At 37.4% G+C, this 17,280-nt stretch carries 12 protein-coding genes; 5 read left to right on the top strand and 7 right to left on the bottom strand.

All coding sequences use genetic code 11. The annotated features are described in order from the left end of the window. Positions 1–7: 7 nt before the first annotated feature. Positions 8–1,645: a C45 family peptidase gene (locus tag RYK20_RS01720; RefSeq protein ID WP_314894194.1), complete on the top strand. Its 1,638-nt coding sequence runs from the start codon at positions 8–10 to the stop codon at positions 1,643–1,645. Here RYK20_RS01720 and RYK20_RS01715 read toward each other — a convergent pair. From RYK20_RS01715 to RYK20_RS01705, 3 genes are all read right to left on the bottom strand, one after another. Then, positions 1,642–2,403, bottom strand: coding sequence for a hypothetical protein (locus RYK20_RS01715; RefSeq protein WP_297978026.1), 762 nt, complete (start codon positions 2,401–2,403; stop codon positions 1,642–1,644). The genes RYK20_RS01720 and RYK20_RS01715 overlap by 4 nt on opposite strands. A 15-nt stretch (positions 2,404–2,418) precedes the next feature. Next, positions 2,419–3,726, bottom strand: coding sequence for a sodium:proton antiporter (locus RYK20_RS01710; protein ID WP_297978027.1), 1,308 nt, complete (start codon positions 3,724–3,726; stop codon positions 2,419–2,421). Positions 3,727–3,794: 68 nt separating this feature from the next. Continuing rightward, positions 3,795–4,916 carry a hypothetical protein gene (locus RYK20_RS01705; RefSeq protein ID WP_314894193.1) on the bottom strand — a complete coding sequence of 374 codons (1,122 nt, stop codon included), beginning with the start codon at positions 4,914–4,916 and terminating at the stop codon, positions 3,795–3,797. A 100-nt stretch (positions 4,917–5,016) separates the two neighbouring features. Between RYK20_RS01705 and ccsA the strand changes: the two genes are divergently transcribed. Next, positions 5,017–8,166, top strand: a complete 3,150-nt coding sequence (gene ccsA, locus RYK20_RS01700) for a cytochrome c biogenesis protein CcsA (RefSeq protein WP_314894192.1) — start codon at positions 5,017–5,019, stop codon at positions 8,164–8,166. Positions 8,167–8,386: 220 nt separating this feature from the next. Beyond that, positions 8,387–9,493, top strand: coding sequence for a glutamine-hydrolyzing carbamoyl-phosphate synthase small subunit (carA, locus tag RYK20_RS01695; protein ID WP_314604054.1), 1,107 nt, complete (start codon positions 8,387–8,389; stop codon positions 9,491–9,493). A 50-nt stretch (positions 9,494–9,543) separates the two neighbouring features. Here the strand turns inward: carA and RYK20_RS01690 are convergent, their stop codons facing one another. The 4 genes from RYK20_RS01690 to RYK20_RS01675 all read right to left on the bottom strand — a co-directional run bounded on the left by RYK20_RS01690 (position 9,544) and on the right by RYK20_RS01675 (position 14,991). Further along, on the bottom strand, positions 9,544–10,083 hold the full coding sequence (locus RYK20_RS01690) for a hypothetical protein (RefSeq protein ID WP_314894191.1): 540 nt from the start codon (positions 10,081–10,083) through the stop codon (positions 9,544–9,546). A 4-nt stretch (positions 10,084–10,087) separates the two neighbouring features. Continuing rightward, complete coding sequence (locus tag RYK20_RS01685) at positions 10,088–10,768, bottom strand: DUF2625 domain-containing protein (RefSeq protein WP_314296388.1); 681 nt, start codon at positions 10,766–10,768, stop codon at positions 10,088–10,090. Between the two features lie 68 nt (positions 10,769–10,836). Further along, positions 10,837–12,417 carry a F0F1 ATP synthase subunit alpha gene (atpA, locus tag RYK20_RS01680; RefSeq protein WP_314803291.1) on the bottom strand — a complete coding sequence of 527 codons (1,581 nt, stop codon included), beginning with the start codon at positions 12,415–12,417 and terminating at the stop codon, positions 10,837–10,839. 108 nt (positions 12,418–12,525) lie between these two features. Then, positions 12,526–14,991: a DUF2339 domain-containing protein gene (locus RYK20_RS01675; RefSeq protein WP_314894190.1), complete on the bottom strand. Its 2,466-nt coding sequence runs from the start codon at positions 14,989–14,991 to the stop codon at positions 12,526–12,528. Between the two features lie 235 nt (positions 14,992–15,226). Between RYK20_RS01675 and RYK20_RS01670 the strand changes: the two genes are divergently transcribed. Beyond that, a complete protein-coding gene (locus RYK20_RS01670; RefSeq protein WP_314894189.1) occupies positions 15,227–16,516 on the top strand; it encodes a putative DNA modification/repair radical SAM protein in 1,290 nt (429 codons plus the stop codon). Beyond that, on the top strand, positions 16,513–17,253 hold the full coding sequence (locus RYK20_RS01665; RefSeq protein WP_314894188.1) for a TIGR03915 family putative DNA repair protein: 741 nt from the start codon (positions 16,513–16,515) through the stop codon (positions 17,251–17,253). The genes RYK20_RS01670 and RYK20_RS01665 overlap by 4 nt, the downstream gene beginning before the upstream one ends. Positions 17,254–17,280 lie beyond the last annotated feature (27 nt).

Genomic DNA, 17,280 nt, shown 5'->3' with positions numbered 1-17,280 from the left:
GATATTTATGAAAAACTATTGCTTTTTATTCCTGCTCTTACTCTGCTCTTGTGGTATATTTCATAAGAAGATATCTACTCCAGAGGTTTCTTCATATCCTATACATATACCTGTGGTAGAGCATCTGGGTGATTCTTTATATTCCTTTAAGGACAATTATCTTATCCGCAACGAGCAAGGAATATGGGAGCTATACCTCTCAGGAAATCCCTTACAGCTGGGAATGAACTCAGGAGCACTTACCCAAAGGCTCTATCACCGACAGGATAGTCTGTTATTTACTAAGCTCAAAGATTTTGTCCCTTCCGAACGCAAACAGCGTTTTCTATTCAAATTCCTCAAATGGTTCAACCGAGATATTGATAGATATATCCCCCCTATCTATAGAGCCGAACTTTATGGACAATCCCGCTATGCCGATAGCCTTTTTGATTATATTGCGCCTAAGTACGAACGCAGTCTGTACCTACACTCTGCACACGATATAGGGCACGCCCTACAGGACTTGATGTTGGTGGGCTGTTCTTCCTTAGCTGCTTGGGGCAAGCATACCCAAGAGGAGAAACTTCTTATCGGGCGCAACTTTGACTTTTACCTTTCTGATGATTTTGCTACCGAAAAACTCATTCGTTTTGTACGTCCTACGGAGGGTTATCCTTTTATGTCATACAGCTGGGGAGGGATGATTGGAGTAATGTCGGGGATGAATACTGAAGGGCTTACCGTAACTATCAATGCTGGGAAGTCCAATATCCCCCTTAAGGCACGTACTCCTATCTCACTCTTGTGTAGGGAGATATTACAGTTTGCCTCCACCACCGAAGAAGCTATCAACATTGCTAAAAAACGACGTGTATTTGTTTCCGAATCCATTATGGTAGGCAGTGCCAAAGAGCGTAAGGCTATCCTTATAGAAGTTTCCCCTAAGAAATTCGGTGTATATGAAGTAGATAATGGATTGTTACTCTGTACCAATCACTTCCAAAGTGCCGCCTATAGTAAGGATAAGAAAAACCTCAAGCAAATTGAGCTTACCCATACCACCTATCGTTATGAAAAGTTACAGGAACTTACCCAAGAAAATATTCTTTCTCCTGAGAAAATAGCAACTATTTTACGTAATACTCAAGGGCTTAATGGAAAAGCCTTGGGCTATGGGAATGAGAAAGCCCTTAACCAACTCTTAGCCCATCACAGTGTAATTTTCTCTCCCGAGGATTGTATTGCTTGGGTATCCACAGCTCCCTATCAGTTAGGAGCCTATATTGCTTATGACCTCAAGGAGATTTTCAAGGAACCCTCCTATCCTTCACACAGTGTATATCCACAAACCCAGCAGAATATCCCCGCTGATCCCTTTGTTCATACACAAGCCTATAAGGATTACGAACAATATCGGCAATTAGAACAGCAACTTATTCTGCAATTACAAAAGAAATCCACCATACAAATGAACGATTATCTCTCCTTAACAGCTCTCAATCCTGATTATTGGAAAGGATATTACTTATTGGGAGAGGCTTATTGGACAAATAGATGCTATAAAGAGGCGAAAGAACAGTACAAAACAGCTCTTTCTAAGGAGATTCCTTACGTTGAAGAGCAAAAACAAATAGAGAAAAGACTTAAGAAGTGTAAAAATTAGAAATATTCTATCTGTCTCTCAACAATAGTCTTTGGTTTTCCATCCTGATATTCAAAACGACCTATCCAATTCCCATTTTTATCATATTTGTATTGAAAAGTATTCTTCTGTACAAAGTTTTTATTGAGCAGAGAAAGGATACGGTCATAGTCTCCGTGACCATTATAACGGTACTTGGCTTTGTTGAGAATATTCTCTCCCTTATCGACTATATGTTGTTCTTGTTCTAAAAGTCGCCCTTTGCTATCATAAGTAGAATTGATTTTAGCAGAGAAATCATCTCTAAGGAAGTTGCTTTCCAAGGGAAGTCCCTGATCATTATAGATAAAGAAAGCCGAATATTCCAATTCTCCATTCTCATCATATGTCTCTTCCTTGGTAATACTCCCCTCACCATTACAGTTAAAGAGAGTAAGTCCTACTTTTTCTCGCTGGGGATTGAGGTGTAGCTTATATTTTTTGACACCTTGTGCGTTGTACACATACTCATAACGAAGTGTCTCTGCATTTTTATCATCAAAATAGATTTCTAAGATAAGATTACCCTGTGAATTGAATGTTTTTTCTACATTCATATCAGCAATGATAGCCCCTTTTTGTGCTATTGAGCCATTTTCACGTACCGAATACCCCTTTACACGAAGCGTTTTGATACCTTTACGAAGTCTTTCTCTACTCCAATCTGTCTTGTATTGGCTATAAGCGAAGGATAGAATCCAGAAAAAACAACAGAAATATGATATTTTAGATCTATTCATCTTCCCAAAAACAGATTATTCCTTTCCTTTACGCAATTGAGCTGCCTTAATACGCTTAAGCCTTATCATTACTTCATCACGATGAAGAGCATTTTTAGCCACTTTTCCTACTGTAAGCCCCTGCACTAAGATAGAGAAAAGCACTACAATATAGGTTATCTGTAGGAGCGTTTCCTTAAACCCTACCTGATCTTGAGGAATAGAGAGCACCAAGGCAATGGAAACACCCCCACGTACGCCTCCCCACACCATTGTGATGAGAGAACCTCGTGAATAAGTACTTACCTTTCTCAGAATAGTTTTGGCTGGAATATAGATAGCTAGAGCACGACCTATAAGGCAAACAATGATTGCTATTCCTCCCAAAAGAAACTGTTTGTCCAAATTATCTATCAGAAGCATCTCAAACCCGATAAAAAGAAAGAGAATTGCATTCAAAATCTCATCTACAATTGCCCAAAACTTACTTAGATAATCCCTATTCTCCTCACTATTGGCTTTCTTACCTATGTTTCCTACAAAAAGCCCTGCAATTACCATTGCCAACGGAGAGGATACGTGAGAAGCTTTGGCTATAAGGAAGCCTCCCATTACCACGGCAAGGGTAACCAATACGCTTACGTGATAATCATCTGCCTTTTTCATCATTTCTGAGGCAAGCCATCCCAGAAGAACTCCTAAGAAAATCCCTCCTCCTGCTTCCAAAAGAAAGAGCTTGAAAATCGCATTGAACGAAGGCTCAAAAGAAGTATCGGTAGCCAACTTAAGTACTACGGCAAACATCACCACGGCTACTCCATCATTGAAGAGAGACTCGCCGGTAATCTTTGTTTCTATACGCTTAGGCACATTGGCTTGCTTGAGAACTCCCAAAACTACGATAGGATCTGTAGGCGAAATCAGTGTACCAAAAAGCAAACAATATGTATAAGGAATCTCAATCCCTATCCAATAAGCTATATAATAAAGTAAGCCTGAAATAATAAAAGCAGAAAGTACTACACTTACAGTAGCATAAGTAAAGATAGAAATTTTATACTCCTTTAAATCAGATATATTAATATGCAAAGCCGCCGCAAAGAGTAGGAAATTTAGCATCGCACCCATCAGAATTTCTGTAAAATCAAACCCCTGTAGAAGGCTCTCCAGCTTATGAGAAAGTCCCGCAAAGATGCTCTCCCCAAAAAGACGAATCCCTACCGATACCATCATCGCAATCACCATAATTCCAATGGTCATTGGGAGCTTTACATACCTTACATTTACATAAGAAAATACAGCTGCTAATACAATAATTACTGAAAATGCGTAGTATAATTCCATAGTTTTCTTTATTTTTGGGCAAAAATACGAAAATAATGACAAATGACAAACGACAAATGAGAAATTTATTACTTATAATATTCTATCTCATATCTGTATAATTCTATAGGAAAATCACTTATTATAACTCTTTCTATAGGATTATGATGTGAATCCTGCTGATAGTAATGTTGTCTATTATAGATTTCTCCTTCTTGACTGACATAAACTTCTCCTACAAGGTACTGACATTCATCATAACATTCACTCCAAGAAAGCCTTCCATCTATAAAACCAGTCTTGCTTAGAAGATTCCCTTTTGAATTATATACATAAGAAGTATGCCCTTCTGTAGCTCCTTGTGCTATTATGCTATCACTATTAAGATATTTATCTCTTATCTCAATAAGTTCTCCTTTGTCATTATATTTGTAATATCTTATAGCATTATTATATATAAGTGTTCCTTCTTCATATTGTGTTGAACTTAATTCATATACATATTCTTCATCAATATTACCTGATTTATTATATTTCCATATATTTTCTTTTATTTTATCTTTATATCCATTTATTATATATTCCTTTCTATAATTTGTTCTTCGATTTTCAGTATCGTAATCATATATTTCTCTATAGAAATGATTATTTTCATCATTAAACGATATTTTTTCTATAATATTATTATGATTATCGTAAGTATAAATAATTTTTTCTCCATTCAATAAATCTTTAGGGCATTTTTCTTCCTCTACCAGTCTATTTTTATCATCATAAATGTAGTTTGTATAATATATATACTTATATTCATTATCTTTTATTTGAGGAAAATATCCTTCTTTAGATATTTTTTGTATCAATTTTCCTTTTTCATCATATAAATATTGATTTTCTGAGATATCATATAAGGAATCTGAAGGCTCTTTTATCTGCCGATACTCCTTTAATATATTTCCTTTAGGATCAAGAAAATATTCTATCACAAAGTAGGGCGTCTCACTCCATCGGGAGAACGTAGAATCTTGAGGAGATAATCTTTCCCAAATAGGGGCATAATTACTCTCTTTATAGTGCTTTACTCGCCCTTTGAGTGAGGATTCATTGGGAATCTTTGTTATTATCTCTTCCTTGTATTGTGATAGAGTTGTTTTTTGAGAAGTACACCCTATACAACAAAGATAATAGATAAGTATGAAAATAGTTTTTCTCATATTTCTATTCTTTCGCACAAAGGTACTAAATTATTTGTTATTTCTCATTTGCCATTTGTCATTATTTTCGTATTTTTGCCCCTTAGGAAAAATATAGAAAATGCTTAGAAAACTCACACAAATCCTCATTTCCACACGCCTAATGGCTGTGCTTTTTTTAGTATATGGAGCCGCTCTTGGTATGGGGACTTTTATAGAAACTTGGTATAATACCGATACAGCCAAAATATGGATCTATAACGCCTGGTGGTTCGAACTGATTATGTTTCTTTTTGTAGTGAATTTCATTGGGAATATTGGACGATATCGCCTCCTAAAGCGAGAAAACTGGGCAGTTTTTATCCTACACGCCTCTTGGATATTCATTATTGTGGGAGCTGGGATAACCCGCTATATCAGTGATGAAGGTAAGCTCGCCCTGCGCGAGGGAGAAGAGTCCGACTTCTACACTTCCGAACACACTTATATCACTGCCCAAGTAGATGGAACCTATGAAGGACAACCCTTACGCAGAGCTAAGCAGACAAAAGTTCTTTTCTCTGAATTTACTTCCAACTCCTACAGCTGGATTTCAGACTTCAAAGGGAAAGATTTCAGTATAGAACTTGAAAAATTCATTGCCAATGCTGAAGAAGCTTTCGTAGAAGACCCTCAAGGTGAGGATTATCTAAAAATTGTGGAGAGTTCTGCAGGAAGTCAAGGACATACTCATTACCTCAAATCAGGAACTACCGAAACCTTACACGGTATGCTTTTCTCTTTGAATAACCCTATTCCTGGAGCCATCAATTTACAAATAACCTCTGAGGGAAGCTATATTTATAGCCCCTTTATTGGAAGTTCTATGACGATGACAGACCAAAAGATTCATCCTGTTGCCAAAGATAGTCTTCAAGAACTCCATTACAGAAGGCTTTACAACCTTGCTGGAATGCAATTCGTACTTCCTGAGCCTCTTACAAAAGGAAAAATGGAACTATCCTCTATTCCTACAGAAAGAAAAACTCCTTCCGATGAAAGTGCTGTTATATTACGAATTACCTCTGCTGGAGAAAGCAAAGTTATAGGCGTATTAGGTAGGCGAGATGTGATTAATCCTCCTACATCTGTAGAGGTAGGCGGGCTTACTTTCCATCTAAATTATGGTTCCATACGCACACCACTTCCTTTCAAGATCAAGCTCAATGATTTTATTGCTGACAAATACCCTGGTACTGAACGTAGTTATTCATCTTTCAAGAGTAAGGTTACTGTAACTGCTCCTGATGAAACTTTCAAACACGATATCTATATGAATCATATTCTTAATTATAAGGGATATCGCTTCTTTCAGGCTAATTTTTATCCTGATGAACAAGGAACAATCCTATCTGTCAATCACGACTATTGGGGAACACTACTGACCTATATAGGCTATACCCTCCTATATATTGGACTTATAGCCAGTATGTTCTTCGGAAAAACACGTTTTGTTCAGCTAAGCCAAAAGCTCAAGAAATTGCAACAAAAGCGTAAAGGTCTTCTAAGCATTGCCTTATTACTCTTCTGGGGAGGAGCATATGCTCAGCATAATTCCTTTGAACTTTCTCCCAAGGAAATAGATTCTCTCTTGAAAGCCAACACTGTAGATAAAGCTCACGCTGACCGCTTTGCACACTTGGTGATTCAAGATGAAGATGGCCGTATGAAACCTGTGAATACTTTTGCTTCTGAACTATTACGAAAAGTAAGCAAAGCCGACACTTACAAAGGTCTAGATGCCAATCAGGTATTCCTATCAATGCTCCTAAACCGGCAACTTTGGTATAATATAGATTTTTTCTATGTAAAAAAAGATAATGATAGCCTACACAATATATTAGGAGTAGAAAAGGGAAAGAAACGTATCCGTGCTTTGGACTTCTTGGACGAGAACTACCAGAACAAGCTAGAACCTTATCTTAGAGAAGCCTATGCGACCAATAACCCTAACCAATTCCAGAAAGAATTCAAAGAAGTGGATATGAAAATCCATTTATTAGAACGTGCTCTTTCGGGAAGTATGTTACGTATTTTTCCCTTAAAGGACACCCTTAATAATAACAAGTGGATTGCTCCTATGGACATCTATCAGAACCCACATTATGCTAAGGATACATTGGAAGAAGGTTTTATTAAAAATTCTTTCCGATGGTACTTGTATTCCTTAAAGGATGCAACAGAAACAGGAGACTATACTCAAGCAGACCAAGTCCTAAATCTTTTAAAGGAATACCAAGGAGCCATAGGCAAAAATGTAATGCCTTCTGAGAAAAAAATTGAAGCTGAGATTCTTTATAATAAATATGATGTATTCAAAAGCCTATTTAGCTGGTATTTATATATAGGCTCCTTAATGTTCATCATATTGATTATCAGAATATTTAAAGATAGAAAATCTTTAGCTTTCGTTACAAAACTCTGCACATGGTTACTGTTCTTTCTCTTTGTTCTGCATACCACAGGTCTTGCTTTCCGATGGTATATCTCAGGACACGCTCCTTGGAGTGATGCCTACGAAAGTATGATTTATGTGGCGTGGGCTACAATGGGAATTGGGTTATGTTTTGCTCGGCGTTCTCCTTTAAGCCTTGCTTCTACAGCCTTTGTTACCTCTATGATTCTAATGATAGCTCATTGGAATTGGCTTGACCCCTCTATAGGTAATCTTCAGCCTGTACTGAATAGTTATTGGTTAATGCTCCACGTGGCAGTGATTGTAGGAAGCTATGGACCCTTTGCTTTAGGAATGATTCTGGGGGTTATAAATCTATTCCTGATTATCTTCACAACTAAAAAGAATAAGGATAAAATCAAACTAGTGATGGACGAACTTACTATCGTCAATGAACTAGCTTTGACTGTAGGGCTTATTATGCTTACCATAGGTAATTTCTTGGGAGCACAATGGGCTAATGAGAGCTGGGGACGTTACTGGGGTTGGGATCCTAAGGAGACTTGGGCTCTGGTGAGTATTATGGTCTATGCCTTTGTCATTCATATGCGTATTGTTCCTTCTTTACGAGGAGTTTGGGGATTCAATTTTGCTAGTGTAGTGGCTTTTGCTAGTATCCTGATGACCTATTTTGGAGTAAATTTCTATCTATCAGGCTTACATAGTTATGCTAGTGGAGAGAAAGTAATCACTCCTAATTTTGTATATTATGCGGTAATTTTTGTCCTTATATTAGGATTCGTATCTTTCCTAAGAAAGAAGAAATTACAAGAATAAACCTTATAAGATGAAGTGTAGAAACATCTTTAATAAGCATAATGATGGTTACAGAAACTTTGTCCTATCTTAAAATAAATATGACATCTTAGATTGAATTAGTACAATAAAAAGAAAGTAATTTTATTTTTACAATCCAAAAATATTACATACCTTTGTACCTAAAAACTGTCCTTTTTTTACCTACAAAAGGTACTTGATATTTAATCTTATAGAATAAATGAAATATACACAAAGAAAAACAGCTATAGTTCTCTTAGAAGATGGCACTATTTTCTATGGGAAAGCCGTAGGAGCTGAAGGAAGTGCTTTTGGAGAAATCTGCTTTAATACAGGGATGACAGGTTATCAGGAAATTTTTACTGATCCTTCCTATTATGGACAAATTATGGTAGCAGCTACCGTTCATATAGGTAATTACGGAGCTTTCTCTGAAGAAAATGAATCCGATGGTGTGAAGATTGCAGGGCTTGTATGTCGTAATTTTAGCGAATTTGGATCCCGCCCCATTAGTGATGCTTCTCTGGGAGAATTTCTAGAAAAACACAACTTATTTATCTTAAGCGAGGTAGATACCCGTGCTCTAGTCTCTTATATTCGTGATCACGGAAGTATGAATGCAGTGCTCTCTACTGATGTGGATAATATAGAGCAACTCAAAGCACAACTCAAAGCACAGCCTTCTATGAAAGGATTGGCTTTGGCTCCTAAAGTATCTACCAAAGAAGCTTATTTTGTAGGAGATGAAAATGCTCCCTATCGTGTAGCTGCCTTGGACTTGGGAATCAAGCGCAATATTTTGCGTAATTTGGCAGCTCGTGGTGCCTATATCAAGGTGTTCCCTCATACAGCTACTATTGAAGAACTCAATGCTTTTGCTCCTGATGGCTTCTTCCTCTCTAATGGTCCCGGCGACCCTGAGCCTTTGACTGAGGTAATAGCTCTTACCCAAAAACTTATTGAAAGTGGAAAGCCTATCTTTGGAATCTGCTTAGGCCACCAGCTTATTGCCCTCTCCCAAGGAGTACCTACCTATAAGATGCGTAATGGGCATAGGGGAATCAACCATCCTGTAAAAAACCTCCTTACAGGCAAAGATGAGATTACCTCCCAGAACCACGGTTTTGCTGTTGATAAGGAATTAGCAGAAAAGAACCCTAATATAGAAATCACCCATCTACACCTCAATGATGGTACAGTAGCAGGAATTCGCCTCAAGAACCGCCCTGTATTCAGTGTACAATATCACCCTGAAGCAGCCCCAGGTCCTCATGATGCCAGCTACCTCTTTGATCAGTTCATTGAGCTAATGACCAATAATAAATAAACTAAAATAGGAACACGCCTTATAATATATCTGCAAGACGTGTTCCTACTTCAAACTTGTAATACCTGTCCATAGAACAGAGCTGATGAAAGAGTTTTCCCTATTAGTTTTTGATACTGATAGACAAATTCTTCAAAGGTAATTTCTTCTTCTCCCTTTGAAATATAGAGCACTTCCTTATCTGTATGGTCAAAAACAATTCTCATTTCCTTGTCCTCTAAAAGAAATATATCCTCTTCATATCCTACTTTTTCATAGAAAACCAACCTACTGATTATTTGATTCTTAAGCACATATACCTTTTTTTGTAATTTCTCTTGCTTAACTACATTACCCATTTCTGTAAAAATCTCTGTATCAGTAGTTATTTCTACTAAAGGAAGTCCTAATGCTTCCCTGTAACTGTTTTTTAAGACTGAAGTAAGCAAAACTTCTGTTCCTTTCTCACTTGGCGAAAGTTTTCCTTTAAGAAAATTCTTTCTTTTCCTACACCAATATATAAGTCCCAATAAAGGAAGAATAAACCAAATATAGGCATATACAAACTGTAATACAACCGATATCCAAAAATCCTTAGAGAATCCCTCCATACCTCTATTCTTTCTCCAAGAGCTGTCTCTGCATATCCATTGTAAGGTGATAACTCTCCTCCATAGGAACTACCTTTCGGCTAACAGCTTCTATCTGCTGTCCTTCTTTTGTCCAGAGGAAAGGAAAGAAAGAAAATACCTGATTTCCATTAAGTTTGGAAACTTCTTCCTGCCATCCGTCCCAATAGAAAGGTTCATAAAACATATGTATATCTCCGCCCAGTGTCCAGCTAACAAATTCAGAATAGCCGCAATTCATAGGTTCCCAAGAGAGTGTATCAGGGGCTAAATAGTACATCTGTCCTAAATCATTTTGTCCAAAAGCACCACCATTGATAGCAAAAAGTCCTCCTAAGATATCATCGGCTACCAAGAGGAATGCAGGCGGCTCTCCATAGTTCTCAAAAGTTTTTCCTTTATTCCACTGAAACATCCCTCTATCCAATCTTTCACAGCCTGAACCTAAAAGACGTATCCAACCACCATCTATAAGAATACCCCCTGTCTCATAAATAATAGCTCCCATAGGTGAGCGAGTAGTTACTTGTGCATTCAGTAGTTCTGTTTCGGCTCGCTTAGCATCCCGAGGTAATACTTCGTAGGGATTGGTAGCCTCTTGCATCCATTCTTGTACCAAGTCCCAGCCTGGCTCTTCTTTATTGATCAATTCTTCTAATGTTCTCATATCGTGCTTTTTTATAAAAATATTGCCTTACAGAGTGTAAGGCAATATCTACTAACATTAATAATGTTCTATTTTACATATTTTTGAGCTACTTCTTTGGCAACTCTATCTAATACAGCAGTAATTTCATCATTAATTTTTCCTGCTTTAAGTTGTAATAATGTATCCTCTTCAGTTGCTCGAAGTGTATCAAGGAAATCCCTTTCAAACTCACGTACGCGCTCTACAGGAACTTGACGTAACAGGTTTTTAGAACCTACATAAATAATTGCTACTTGATCTTCTACTTTATAAGGATCGTTAGAGGATTGTTTAAGAATTTCTACATTACGCTTTCCTTTCTCAATCACATTACTAGTAGCTGCATCAAGGTCAGAACCAAACTTAGCAAAAGCAGCCAATTCACGGAACTGTGCCTGGTCAAGCTTAAGAGTACCTGCTACCTTCTTCATAGACTTGATCTGAGCAGAACCTCCTACACGAGATACAGAAATACCTACATTGATTGCAGGACGAACCCCTGAGTTGAAGAGGTCTGACTCAAGGAATATCTGTCCATCAGTGATAGAAATTACGTTTGTAGGGATATAAGCTGAAACGTCCCCTGCTTGTGTTTCAATAATTGGTAAAGCGGTAAGAGAACCACCTCCTTTTACCAGATGCTTAATGGAGTCTGGTAGGTCGTTCATATTACGAGCTACATTGTCATCCTTAATCACTTTAGCAGCACGCTCAAGGAGGCGTGAGTGTAGGTAGAATACATCCCCAGGGTAGGCTTCACGTCCAGGTGGGCGACGAAGCAAGAGAGATACCTCACGGTAAGCCATCGCTTGCTTAGAAAGGTCATCATAGATAATAAGCGCTGGGCGACCTGTATCACGGAAGTATTCCCCTATGGCTACCCCTGCAAAAGGAGCATATACCTGCATAGGAGCTGGGTCAGAGGCATTAGCTGCTACAATAGTGGTATAGGCAAGCGCTCCAGCATCTTCTAATGTTTTTGCAATTCCTGCCACAGTAGAGGCTTTTTGACCAATGGCCACATAGATACAATAGACCGGATTACCTGCATCGTAGAACTCTTTTTGGTTGAGGATAGTGTCAATACATACGGTAGTCTTACCTGTTTGTCTGTCCCCGATTACAAGCTCACGCTGACCGCGCCCAATAGGAATCATTGCATCAATAGCCTTAATTCCTGTTTGTAAAGGCTCATTCACTGGTTGGCGATAGATTACCCCTGGAGCTTTACGCTCAAAAGGCATCTCATAGAGTTCTCCTAATATAGGTCCTTTACCATCAATAGGTTCCCCTAAAGTATTAATTACACGCCCTACAATCCCTTCTCCTACCTTGATAGAAGCAATGGTTTTGGTACGCTTCACTGTATCTCCTTCTTTTATCTGAGTAGAAGAACCTAAAAGAACTACCCCTACGTGGTCTTCTTCCAAATTCAACACCAATCCTTCCTGACCAGATTCAAAGTGAACCAACTCTCCATTTTCTACCTTAGTAAGACCAAAAATACGAGCAATCCCATCTCCTACCTCCAATACAGTCCCTACTTCTTCTAAAGATACGGACTCATCAAAGTTTGCTAATTGCTTTTTAAGAATCGCTGAAACCTCAGCCGCCTTTATTTGTGCCATTATTTTTATTTATGAATATTCTTTATTTTTATTTCTATTTGGACTCCATCAAGAGTCTGTACAGTTTCCGCGCAAAGATACGAAAAAAAATCATACAAAAATAGAAATTTAATCATTTGTTTCTTTTTCTTCTAAAAGTTCCTTTTCTTCTGTTATCTCATAGGAAGCTATTCTCTTGGAATACTTCACATATAAGAAAGAGGAAACCATCAAGAGTATTCCTAACACTACCAATACCACTACTTTAGAGATTGTGCTAAGGTGTGCTATATCATAGAAAAACAACTTTAACAATGTAAAACCTATTACCGCTATACTACTGACTCTGAGATACTTTTTCTGTCCTTTAATTCCTAATACAAGCATAATAACTGCATAGCCTACCCAGAGAATACTTAAGCCTAACTTATAACTAGAAGATGACCCAAATAAATCTGTCCAGTGTAACCATTCACTACTAGCCACCCATAAGATAAGGGTATGGAGCGCAAGTTCTGGTAACTTTGTATCCTTAACCTTGAGAATATTACTCTGTAATAATTTATAGGTACTCCATACCAAGTTTGCCAAGGAGAACAAACCTATATAGCGTATTATCAAATACATTATATTAGCATCTTCTGTGAGATACAACTCTCTGAGTTCACTGAGGAGATATAATCCCTGAGTGATAAAAAGCACTATCAGTAAAAGATTGAAAGCCATTATGTGAAATGCGATAGTCTCCTTACGAATAAAATGTAAATAAATCCACGTGAATACACTCAGATAATTCATTGTATAAATGAGTATCCATATTCTTTCCATATTATAGATTCCATCATAAACATATACAGAATAAAATTCTACATTTTCAGAAAGCATAAAGATTTTCAGCTCCCAATAATTATATATTTCTATCAAAAAGGTAACATAAATAGCCAGAACAAGCAATATATTAATCAAATAATCAAAAATTCGATTTGATTTCTCCCTATATTTTGTATTAAAATAAGAAATAACACCTATTGCTACACTAAAGAGGAGAGAGTTAAGGAATAATACATTATAAAAAGCAATATGTAAGTTGAAATCTTGCAAATTCTCTATCCAATCTTTAAATAAGCTAAGAGTTCCTAAGGAAAGTACTATATAGGAAATCCGCTCATACATAGGAAGTCCTTTTGTACGCCCTATCCAGAAGAGACCAGCCGCTTCAATTCCCCAGAAAAGAGTAATCCAAGAACCTTCAAAGTAAATAGGAATCGTAATGGTAAGGAATGATAATGCCAATATTAGGCTCAAGTACTTGAGCTCTTTTGCATAGTCTCGCTTCCAAGTATAATAACTAATACCTGCGTGAAAAAGAGCGTTCAACAGTGTAAAAGTCGTTAAATAACCCTGAGAACTAGAGAAAAATGTTGTAAAACTGAAAGAAACCCCTACTATATAGAAAACAAGTGTATTTGATAATAGAATTAATAAATCACCTATAATGAATTTCTCCTTACCCAAAAGCTTTCTCCCTATAAAAGCAAAGTGGAATATCAAGTAGAAAATTAAGTTAAAAGTAAAATACATTCCTTGTTCTTCTGGATACTTTACTGTATAGAGTGTCAGGTAAAGTAGCCACGTAAAGAAGAATGCTGTATGATAGAGAACTCGCCATTGCTTATAAAAAGAAATCACTAAAATCCCTATATTAATAATTGCCACATAGGAGAAAAGCACTGCTTGGTGACCCTGCCCATTACTTAAAAGAAAAGGAACAGCATAGCCTCCCACCATCCCTATCAAGGCTATTACCTGCTGATTATACTTCAGGGCAAGCCACACAGTAGCCACCGTTACAAAGAACATTCCTGCAAAGGCAACCCCTGTAGGAAATAGTTGGTAAAAATCATAGGCTACATAGGTAAGAAAGTAAAAAATAGCCATCGCTCCACTAACTAAGACCGCACTGAAGCTTTCATATTTGGATTTTAAATAATAACCTACCCCAAAGAGAACTCCTCCTGTGAGATACCCCAGAATAATACGCATTGTAGGGCTAATCAAATTATGGTCAATAGAGTATTTCACACCTATAAATACCCCTATAAGAATAATGGCTATTCCTATTTTGTTGAATAAATTCTCTCCTATAAAGCGCTCCCAATCAGATTTTTTTATCTCTTTTTTAGGATTGGTTGGAGGCAATGCAGGAGTTTTTGTTTCTACTTCTTGAAGAGGACTTACTTCCTCTTGGGAAAGTGTAATTTCCTCTTCTTGAGGAGCTGTTGCTATTTTTTCTTCTGTAGGAATGATTATTGCTTCTTGAGGAAGAATTGACTCCCTTTCATCAGAAATTGTAACTTTTTCTTCAGTAGTAAATCGCTCCTTTTCTGAAGAGATAACCACCTTTTGTTCTATTTGAGGAACAGGAATTTCCTCCTCCTGAACTACCTGCAAAGGTTCCTCTTTAGATAATTTTGAAGGAGATAGACGATCTAATCGATCTTGTATTTGTAATAATTTCTGGGAGAAATAAGATTGGTACTGAAGGATACTATCCAACTTTTCTTCCAGCAAATTCCATTTATCTTCTGATATCATAGTTATAGATTTATTAAAGGATAATGGTTATTAATAAGTCTTTATTTTTCTCTCTATAAGGCAACCTCTGCCCTTCAAAGAATAATTGGTAGCTCAAACATCTACTTTTGTTATATTTTCCCTACTTTTCTCTAAATGAGAACAATCCTCATAGAAATAATGAGGCAAAGATAAGATATTATTTTGAGTATTTCTACTTTTTTTCGTATTTTTGCGTTTTTCTCTACAAATACATATGGATTTTGAACGTATCAAAGAAAAATTAGCCATCCTAGCCGATGCTGCCAAGTATGATGTATCCTGCTCCAGTAGCGGAAGTAATCGTAAGGGAAAGAAAGGAGAGCTAGGAAATGCTGCCTTTTCAGGAATCTGCCATTCTTTTACGGAAGATGGTAGATGTATTTCGTTGCTCAAAATCCTCCTTACGAATCATTGTATTTATGACTGCGTGTATTGTGTATCTAGGCGAAGTAATGATATACAACGGGTAGCTTTCAGTGTACAGGAAGTAGTGGATTTAACTATCAATTTCTACCGAAGAAATTATATAGAAGGACTTTTCCTGAGTTCTGGAGTATTCAAAGACCCTGATACTACAATGGAACGATTGGTAAGAGTTGCTAAAAAACTACGATTGGAAGAACGCTTTAACGGATATATTCATCTAAAAACAATCCCTGGAGCAAGTGATATTCTCATTCACGAAGCAGGGCTCTATGCCGACCGTCTTTCTATTAATCTTGAAATTCCTACTAAAGAAGGGCTTAAGCTTCTTGCTCCTGAAAAAGACCACAAGCAAATGCTTGTTCCTATGCAACAGGTCAAAAATGAATTGGCTATCACGGCTTTAGAAAAGAAAAAATTCAAACATACTCCAAAATTCGCTCCTGCTGGACAAACAACTCAAATGATTATTGGTGCTACCGACGAAACAGACCAAAAAATCATCTCAGTAGCGAGCTATATGTACAATAAATTTCAGCTTAAGCGTGTTTATTATTCAGGGTATGTGCCTGTACTAACGGATAATCGCTTACCTTCTTTACAATCTCAAGTGCCTATTGTGCGGGAGAACAGACTCTATCAAGCCGATTGGCTAATGCGCTATTATGGCTTTGATTCTCAGGAGATTCTAACCCCTGAACAGCCTTTTTTAGACCTAGAAATAGACCCTAAACTTGCTTGGGCTTTGCGTAACCAACACTTATTCCCTGTAGATGTGAATACCGCCCCACGAGAACTCCTTCTGCGTATCCCTGGGGTAGGCGTCCATTCGGTAGAGAAGATACTTTTGGCACGTACTTTCCAGAAGCTCACGGTGTATTCTCTCAAACAAATAGGCGTCGTTCTAAGTAGGGCAAAGTATTTCATCACTTGTAGCGGTTCTACACCCTTAGCAGGAACGATGGACAGCCTTTCCTTGCGTCGGTTACTGATTAAAAACATCCGTAGCAAGCATAATGCACTCTTCAGAGGGCAACTTTCTTTTGATTTTCCAGAAACTATTAAGACTTCTACACCTTGACGCATCTTGTTTATGATAATAGCTTTGAGGGCTTTCTCACGGCTGTATTTATTACCTTTTCTCACCGCTATCAGGAGGTTATTATTAGCTCTCAGTCAAACTATCTTCCTACCCTTTTTGGCGAAGAAGTAACTATATACACCGATTTGGCTCAGGCGAAAAGGGTTTTAACCAAAATAGAAACTACTTGGGGTAGGGAGGGAGTTTCTATTTTCTTAAAAGCTTTCCTTTCTCAAGAAGAAAAAATAGAAAACGCTCTGTTAGAAGCCATTCAGATGATGGTAAAATACCCAAAAGAAAACGTATTACAGAACTTTGGCAATGAAGCAATTGTACGCATACACAATGCATCTAAGAGCGTAGGAAGTGAAGTGCATCGGCTTAAAGAGTTTATTCGCTTTGAGAAGGTCGGTAACCTATATTTTGCTAAGATTTCTCCTCAATATGAAGTTTTACCACTTGTAGTACCCCACTTTAAAGCCCGTTTCTCTGATCAAGAATGGGTGCTTTATGATACGCAAAGGCAATATGGCTTCCATTATGACCTGTCAGAAGTAGTTGCCTTTACTCCTGAGCATAAAAATTTCGGTAAATTAGCCCAAGACTCAGACAATTACAAAGCGCTTTGGAAAACCTACTTCCAACATATCAATATCTCAGAGCGAAAGAACAAACGGCTACAATTGCAGTTGATGCCTAAACGCTATTGGGAATATCTTCCTGAGGTAATAAAATAATAGACTATACAAAACAATGAAAATCAG

This window comes from uncultured Capnocytophaga sp. (assembly GCF_963525585.1).
Classification (GTDB): Bacteria; Bacteroidota; Bacteroidia; order Flavobacteriales; family Flavobacteriaceae; genus Capnocytophaga.
This window is presented reverse-complemented; position numbering and strand designations above follow the sequence as displayed.